Raw genomic sequence first — 7,524 nt, forward strand, 5'->3', positions numbered from 1 at the left:
ATGCAAGTTTTTTTCTAACCCAGCCCGGACAAAAAGCCTGTTTTATAACTTTTTTGACCTTTTTCGCAGATACTTTACAAGTTTTTACATTTTTTTGCTTTAACCCCTTCCCATTCTCTGAATCTCTGCTATAATTAATAACTGTGATTGGGACCCTTAGTGTAATGGATCGCACGCAAGATTCCGGTTCTTGAAATCTGGGTTCGACTCCCAGGGGGTCCATCATATGAAAACCGCTGCTTTTTAGCAGCGGTTTTCTTTTTGTCTTTTTTCTGTTTGCTCTGCCTCTTCTTTATCAGTCAAACAAGGCGGCTAAGTCCTGCAGGGTCAAGTCCTGCTTGGCCTGGCCTTGATAGTCGTGGCTGATTTGACCATGGTCTAAAACCAAAAGGCGGTTGCCATACTTTAAGGCGTCTTCCATATGGTGGGTGATCATCACCGCGGTGATCTTCTTGGCCCGGATCTGTTCATCGGTTGCCTCCATCAGCTTGCGGCTGGATCTGGGGTCAAGCGCCGCGGTATGCTCGTCTAAAAGCAGAAGCTCCGGCTTATTATAGGTAGCCATGACGAAGCTCAAGGCCTGCCGCTGGCCGCCTGAGAGCTGGTCGACCGGCAGGTCCAGCTTGCCGGCCAGGTCGGGGTTGACCTTCTTCAGGGCTTCTTTGAAGGCCGGAATGTTTTCCTTCAGCCGGCGCAGCTTCAGCCCCCGCTTCTGCCCTCTTTTTGCGGCCAAAAGCAGATTTTCAGCCACCGTCATCCGGGGCGCCGTCCCCAGCTTGGGATCCTGGAAGACCCGGGCGATGTAGCTGCTGCGCTTGACCTCGCTTTCCTTGCTGATGTCTTCGCCGGCGTGTAGAATTTTTCCGCTGGTCGGCTGGATGGCCCCGGCCAAAACATTGAGCAGGGTGCTCTTGCCGGCCCCGTTGCCGCCTAGAAGGCAGATGAAGTCCCCTGGCTTGATCTTTAAGCTGAGCTTGCCCAGGATCTTGTTTTCCTCGCTAGTACCGCGGCCTACGACCACTTCCAAATCGGTCAGTTCCAGTAAATTTTGACTAGTCATGCTTAAATCCTTTCATAAATGTCTGCTTGAGGCGGAATTTTTCTTCAACTTGCGGCAGCATCATGCAGGCGGCCAGAACTAGTGAAGAAATCAAATTCAAGTTGTTTGAAGACAGGCCCACCTGGAGAACTGCCAATAAGAGCAGGCGGTAGATAATGCTGCCCAGGCTGACCGCGAATAACCGGCTGGCCAGGCCAAGGTTTCTGAAGACGACCTCACTGATGATGATGGAGGCCAGGGCAATAACGATCATCCCCATCCCCATGTTCACATCTGCGTAGCCGTTGCTTTGGGCGACCACCGCCCCGCAGAGGCCAACCAGGCCGTTGGAAATCATGAGGCCCGCCACCGTCATCTGCTGGGGGCTGATCCCCTGAGACTTGGCCATCTGCGGGTTGTCACCCGTGGCAATAAAGGCCTGGCCAAAGTCGGTTGACAAGAACCAGATCAAGTCGCAGGTGACCAGAACCATCAAGATGGTGCCGGCAACGACGCTGTCAAAGTACTGGGGCAGTTTTTGCAAAAAGGCCAGGGAGTAGATGGTCTTTTTGCCTAAAAGGGAGACATTAGACTTGCCCATAACCATCAAGTCGATAGAGTAGATCCCGGTCATGGTCAAAATCCCGGCTAAAAGGCTGGGAATCTTACCCTTGGTGATCAAAAGGGCCGTGACCAGGCCGGCTAAAGCCCCCGCCACAAAGGCGGCCAAAGTGGCTAAAAAGGGGTTGGTCCCTTGCACGATCAGGCTGACGGAAACGGCCGCGCCTAAAGGGAAGGTCCCTTCCACGGTCATATCCGTCGTATTCATGATTCTGAAGCTGAGAAAGAGGCCCAGGCCCAGGAGCCCCCATAAGAAGCCCTGGCCAATTGCCGATACGATCAAATTCATAAAAATCCTCCTTGTAAACTACTTGTAGATGATTCCCTTAGACTTAGCTTCTTTCAAGAAGCTGGCCGGAACCTTGGTGCCCAGCTTCTTAGCCTCCTTGAGGTTAAGATACAAGGTGCCGTGTTCAACATAGCGGATGGCCATGTTGCCTGGCTTTTTGCCCTGCAAGATCTGGACGGTCACCTTGGCCCCGATCAAGCCCAGCTGGTACTGGTCCACGCTGTAGGTGGCCAGGCCCCCGTCTTTAACCATGGTGCCGGCAGCCGGGAAGACCGGCTTTTTAGCCGCGTTGGCGTTTTTGACCAGGGTCTGCATGGCCCCGGCAATCGTGTTGTCAGTCGGCACGATCACCGCGTCGACCTGGGTCAGCATTTGCTGGGAGACCTGGTTTAAGTCATTGCTGTTGGAAATGGAGTAGGCCTTGTAGTTGATCCCCATCTGCTTGCAGTAGCTAACGATCTGCTTGTAGCCAGACACGGCTGAGCTGTCGCTTGAGGTGGAGATGATCCCCAGGGTCTTCAGCCTGGGCAAAAAGCGCTGGATCAACTTGAGCTGCTGCTTGATCGGCGCCCGGTCACTGACCCCGGTGATGTTGCCGCCGGGACGCATGTTGTTCTTCACCAGGCCCGCCCCCTTAGGGTCAGTCACTGCCCCTAAGACAATCGGCTTCTTTTTGGTCGCGTTGGCCAGGGCCTGGGAAGACGGGGTGGTGATCCCGAAGAGGACCTGGTCCTGGCTGTTGACTAGTTTTTCCGCCATGGTCTTCAGATTGCTCTGGTCATTGTTGGCGTTTTGGTAGTCGATCTTGACCTTGTAGCCCGACTTGGCCAGGCCAGCCTTGTAGCCCCGGTAGATTTCGTCCAGGGCCGGGTGGCGCATCAGGGTCAAGACCCCCACTCTGACTTCCTTGCTCTTTTGGGCCGCCGGCTTGATATTGATAAACAGGGCGGCTGCCAAAAAAAGATAAATTGCGGCAAAGGCCGCGAGCACCTTTTTCATTCTGTTACCTCGCAAATTAAAGCAAAAACTAAAGTACTGTAAATACAGAAAAAATAACAAACTAACCGAAAGCAAAATAAAAAGGAGGATCCGCCTGGATCCTCCTTTTCTGTCTCTAAAAGAAAAATCCGGATAGATTTATTTACTATCCGGACACTAATCAACTTTTAGCAATTCAGACAGCAATTCAAGCCAAAACAGATTGAATCGCCCCGCGAAACAATCTCTACTTGAATTGCCAGCTTTCTTTTACCATTGCTTGAAAGTTCATCTTTTTTACCTCTCGGTTAACATTTAATTTATTTTTAACTAATCTTACTGGAAAGCCTTTCCTCTGTCAAGGCTATTTTTCGGCTTTTTACCAGCGGCCGGAAAGAATTTCCCCTCTTTGGGCCAATTGAGCATATAGCTGGCTGCCGTCACTGGCCAGACCTTCGATTTCCCGGTTGGAGACATGCTTCCAGGTCTTCTGGTAAGTCCCATTAGTCTGCAATTTGAAGATCAAGTTGTTAAAGGCCAGGTACATGTTGCTGCCGCTTACGCTGAAGCCCTGGACCGGAGAACTGCCGGCCTGCTGCTTGACGAAGTGGCTTTGGGTCGCCGTTACCTAACTGACCTGCCAGCGGTTGTTGACCAGGTTAAGGCGCCAGAATTCATAGCGGCCAAAGGCCGCGTTGTGGAAGACCCCGTACATGGTATTGTCGCCGGCAAAAGCGGCGTTGTAGAAGTAGCGGCCAGAGCTGCCGACGTCTACCCGGATGCTCCAGACCTTGTTGATGGTCAAGTCGCTCTTCTTCAGCTGCAGGATTTCTTCCGAGTAAAAACCGTTGCTTGCCCCGCCTGGCAGCTTGTTTTCGTTGGCCAGGACATAGATGTACTTTGAACTTGCCCCCAGTGACTGGCCGTGGCCCAAGCGCATGTAAGGACTCACTTTGACATTTTGGGAGTAGCTCTTAAACTTGCCAAAACTCAGCTTCTTGTAGAGGTAGCTGCGCGGTGACAGATACTGGGCCTGGTACTTGTTCAGCTTCTTCATGTTGAAGGCCACGATGTTGCCCTTAAGCTGGTCGCTGGCCGCGGCTGACCGGTACCAGCTGCTGTAAGCCCAGCCGCCATTTACGGCCAAGCCTTCCATAACCGGACCGACCTGCTGCCAGTCATTGGTCTCCAGGCTCAAGTTGCGCGGCTCCCAAAGCTGGGTGGCCAGGGTCAAGCCGCCGCTGGTCCAGCGGTTGCCGCTGGTCTCTGTGCCATGGCGGTGGGCGGCGTTCCAGTTCTTGGAGCTGCCGGAATGCTTTCTCGTGCTGACCAGCCCTTCTTCGCGCTAACAGCCGGCTTAAGGTTCCGGTTCGGGTTAGCCGTCTTCACCAATTCAACGGTTGTCTTGGCCTTGCCATAAGTAAAAGTCAGCTTGTTCCCGGACAGACTGGCCTTAACCGCGCCATTTGCCGGGTCCACCATGGTCCCGTGAGCGTCGGTCACATAGCTGATAGCGTCCTTGTAGTTAAAGCGGTTGTCATCTTCGACCAGGTAGATTTGCTTGGCCGCGGAAATCTTGTTTCTGACAAACCACTTTTCACTAACCCAGCCTAAAGGGCGGCCGTTGGCATAGATATAGGCATAAGTCCCCTTCTTGGTCTTCTTGCTGGCCGTTGACTGGATCTTGCTGTACTTAAAGTACTTAGTGGTCGTCACTTTCTTGCTGGCGTCCTTCTTGGTTACTTTGGCATAGATCCCCATGTTTTTCGTGCCAGGCATCTTGCTGACCGTGGCCGCCTGGACCGTTTAAGCCTGGCCAATAAAGGCCACCGCCAGCAGGAGCAAGCAGAGCAGTTTCTTATCCATTTCTTTTTCACTTTCTATATAAATTAGATTCTTTCCAGCTAAAAAAGCCTTTTCACATAAGGACATTATAGCACCAGTTTATTTTTTGAAAAAGAGTGCGCCAAGTTTGACAGACCCGGCCAGGAGTGTTTTAATTAGCACTATATCCAAATGAGTGCTAATCCAATCACTAGGAGGAAAATTATGTTAGTACCTACAGTTATTGAACAAACGGCCCGCGGCGAACGCGCTTATGACATTTACTCCCGCTTGCTGAAGGACCGGATCATCATGCTGAGCGGTGAAGTTAACGACCAAATGGCCAACTCCATCATTGCCCAGCTGCTTTTCCTTGACGCGCAAGACAATACTAAAGACATTTACATGTACATCAACTCACCAGGCGGTGTGATCACTTCCGGCATGGCTATCGTGGACACCATGAACTTCATCAAGTCACCAGTTTCCACCATTGCCACCGGTATGGCAGCTTCCATGGCCTCAATCATTTTGGCTGAAGGCGAAAAGGGCAAGCGTTTTGCCCTGCCGCACGCTACTGTCCTCATCCACCAGCCTTTGGGCGGGGCGCAAGGGCAAGCTACGGAAATCCAAATTGCCGCTGAAGAAATCTTGAAGACCAGAAAGATGATCAATGAAATCTTGGCCAAGGACTCCGGCCAGGACATCGAAACCATCAAGCGCGACACTGAACGCGACCACTACATGACCGCTCAGGAAGCCAAGGACTACGGCTTGATTGACGATATCATGGTCAACCAAAACAAGTAATCCGCTTATCGGGAAAAGAAAATCCAGACGACTGAAATAGCCGTCTGGATTTTTTGTTGTCTTATTATTAGCGGAGGTTTTCCGCGATCTCATGCAATTTCTTCAAGCGGTGGTTAACCCCGGACTTGGAAATCGGCCCGTCGGGAACCTGCTCAGCCAGTTCCTTGAGGGAAAGTTCCGGGTGCTGCAGGCGGAAGCGGGCCAGGCTGGCCAGCTTTTCCGGCAAAGACTCCAGGCCCTGCTTTTGGTCAATCAATTCAATGTCTTCCACCTGCTTGGCGGCCGCACCGGCCGTCTTGCGGAGGTTGGCCGTGTCGCAGTTGACCAGGCGGTTGACGGAATTGCGCATGTCCCGCATGATCCGCAGGTCCTCAAAGGCCAGCATGGCATTGACCGCCCCGACCACATGAAGGAAGTCGCCGATTTTTTCCGCTTCTTTCAAGTAGACGATGCTGCCGCTTCTACGGGCCGTCACCTTGGCATTGAGGTCAAAGTACTTGTTCATGATCTCCTGCAGATCCTGGCTGTGATTGGCATAGGTGCAATAGATTTCCAGGTGGTAGCGGCTGGTTTCCGGATTGTTGACGCTGCCGCTGGCCAAAAAGGCCCCCCGCAGGTAGGACATTGACCGCTGCTCTGAATACTTGATCTTGTCCGGCACCCCGGTGATGAAGCCTTTTTTCGGGGAATAGATCTCTAAATCCGCCATAATCTCGCTGACCATCTGGGACACTCTGACCAGGTACTGGTGGTTCTTCTTCAGCTTCATCTTCCGGGTCACGATCAGCTGGGGCTCAAAGCCGTAGGCCGTCTTGATCAGGGAAAAAATCCGCCGGGCAATGGCCGGGTTTTCCGTCACGATGTCCAGGCTCATCTGCCCGTCATGCCGGCTCAAAACCGCGTTCATCCGCAAAAAGGCCGCCAGTTCCGCCTTGGCATGCTCGGGATGGACCTCGATTGAAGTCAGTTCTTTTTTTACCTCACTGGCATAACTCGCCATTAACTTCCTACTTTCTCTTAAACATTTCCTGCAGGGCCAGGTCAATGATTTCCCTGGCCACCTTGTCGCCGTCATGGAAGACCAGGCCGCTTCGCTGGTCGATAAAGTCATCCGTAATCACCCGGCAGTTCTGTTCCTGCAGGCCGGCAAAGTCGTTGGCGACCGGCTTTAAATACTCATCATAGTCTTCCGGATGGAACTTGGTCATGTCGATCCGGGCCCCATTGACCAGGGCGGTGTCGATATAATTGCCGCCCAGGTGCTGGTTGATGACCCGGACGTGGTCGGCATCGCTTAAGCCCACCGTTTCCCCGGCCTGGGTCATGATGTTGCAGACGTAAACCACTTCAGCCTTAGTCTCCCGGACTGCCTGGCCAACATTCGGGATCATCAGGTTCGGCAGAATCGAGGTAAACAAGGACCCTGGCCCCAGGACAATAGCATCGGCCTGCATAATGGCCTCGATCACCGGACCGGGAGCTGCCGGCTCACCGTCATCAGCTGTTACCCAGACCCGCTTGATCTGCTTGTGCTGGCTGGTAATTTCCACTTCCCCGCTGCTCTGGCTGCCGTCCATGAATTCCGCGTTCAAGGTCAAAGGTTCGTTAGCAGAAGGATAAATGTGACCATCAACCTCCATCATGGCTGATAAGTTCTGGACAGCGTCAAAAATATTCCCCTGCATCTCGCTTAAGGCCGCGATGATCAAGTTGCCGATGGCGTGGCCGGAGAAAAAGGAGTCCTTTGATTCAAAGCGGTACTGGAAGATCTGCTTTTTTTCTTGCGAGAGGTCGCTCAAGGAAACCAGGACATTGCGGATGTCGCCCGGGGGAACGACGTTGATGTAGTTGCGGATGATCCCGGATGACCCGCCGTCGTCAGAGACGGTCACGATCGCCGTGATCTCCGCGTCCTGCTTTTTCAAGGCCTGCAAAATGACTGGCAGGCCGGTCCCCCCGCCGA

9 protein-coding genes and 1 tRNA gene are annotated in these 7,524 nt (G+C 52.9%); 2 read left to right on the forward strand and 8 right to left on the reverse strand.

What is annotated here, in order from left to right; all coding sequences use genetic code 11:
* Positions 1–150: 150 nt before the first annotated feature.
* Positions 151–222: transfer RNA gene (locus FD23_RS01205), tRNA-Arg, on the forward strand.
* A gap of 73 nt (positions 223–295) precedes the next feature.
* On the opposite strand, the gene FD23_RS01210 is transcribed toward FD23_RS01205, so the two are convergent.
* The 6 genes from FD23_RS01210 to FD23_RS10105 all read right to left on the reverse strand — a co-directional run bounded on the left by FD23_RS01210 (position 296) and on the right by FD23_RS10105 (position 4,706).
* The gene (locus FD23_RS01210; RefSeq protein ID WP_052933593.1) at positions 296–1,060 is read right to left on the reverse strand and encodes an ABC transporter ATP-binding protein; all 765 of its coding nucleotides are present in this window, start codon (positions 1,058–1,060) and stop codon (positions 296–298) included.
* The gene (locus FD23_RS01215; RefSeq protein WP_025895254.1) at positions 1,053–1,949 is read right to left on the reverse strand and encodes an ABC transporter permease; all 897 of its coding nucleotides are present in this window, start codon (positions 1,947–1,949) and stop codon (positions 1,053–1,055) included. Before FD23_RS01215 ends, FD23_RS01210 begins: the two co-directional genes overlap by 8 nt.
* A gap of 18 nt (positions 1,950–1,967) precedes the next feature.
* Positions 1,968–2,948 carry a tryptophan ABC transporter substrate-binding protein gene (trpX, locus tag FD23_RS01220; protein ID WP_052933592.1) on the reverse strand — a complete coding sequence of 327 codons (981 nt, stop codon included), beginning with the start codon at positions 2,946–2,948 and terminating at the stop codon, positions 1,968–1,970.
* Between the two features lie 358 nt (positions 2,949–3,306).
* A complete protein-coding gene (locus FD23_RS10095) occupies positions 3,307–3,474 on the reverse strand; it encodes a hypothetical protein (RefSeq protein ID WP_230844803.1) in 168 nt (55 codons plus the stop codon).
* An 81-nt stretch (positions 3,475–3,555) separates the two neighbouring features.
* A complete protein-coding gene (locus FD23_RS10100; protein ID WP_231129791.1) occupies positions 3,556–4,125 on the reverse strand; it encodes a hypothetical protein in 570 nt (189 codons plus the stop codon).
* A gap of 32 nt (positions 4,126–4,157) precedes the next feature.
* Positions 4,158–4,706, reverse strand: a complete 549-nt coding sequence (locus FD23_RS10105) for an SH3-like domain-containing protein (protein ID WP_230844801.1) — start codon at positions 4,704–4,706, stop codon at positions 4,158–4,160.
* A 270-nt stretch (positions 4,707–4,976) separates the two neighbouring features.
* Here FD23_RS10105 and FD23_RS01230 point away from each other — a divergent pair, with 270 nt between their 5' ends.
* Positions 4,977–5,561: an ATP-dependent Clp protease proteolytic subunit gene (locus FD23_RS01230; protein ID WP_002879977.1), complete on the forward strand. Its 585-nt coding sequence runs from the start codon at positions 4,977–4,979 to the stop codon at positions 5,559–5,561.
* A gap of 67 nt (positions 5,562–5,628) precedes the next feature.
* On the opposite strand, the gene whiA is transcribed toward FD23_RS01230, so the two are convergent.
* Both whiA and FD23_RS01240 read right to left on the reverse strand, forming a co-directional pair.
* Positions 5,629–6,561 (reverse strand): DNA-binding protein WhiA, encoded by a 933-nt coding sequence (gene whiA, locus FD23_RS01235; protein WP_025895250.1) that lies wholly within the window; start codon positions 6,559–6,561, stop codon positions 5,629–5,631.
* Between the two features lie 7 nt (positions 6,562–6,568).
* Positions 6,569–7,524, reverse strand: a 956-nt coding sequence (locus FD23_RS01240; RefSeq protein ID WP_236743856.1) for a gluconeogenesis factor YvcK family protein, incomplete at its 5' end; no start/stop codon positions are given.

The organism is Lactobacillus delbrueckii subsp. delbrueckii DSM 20074 = JCM 1012 (assembly GCF_001433875.1).
Classification (GTDB): domain Bacteria; phylum Bacillota; class Bacilli; order Lactobacillales; family Lactobacillaceae; genus Lactobacillus; species Lactobacillus delbrueckii.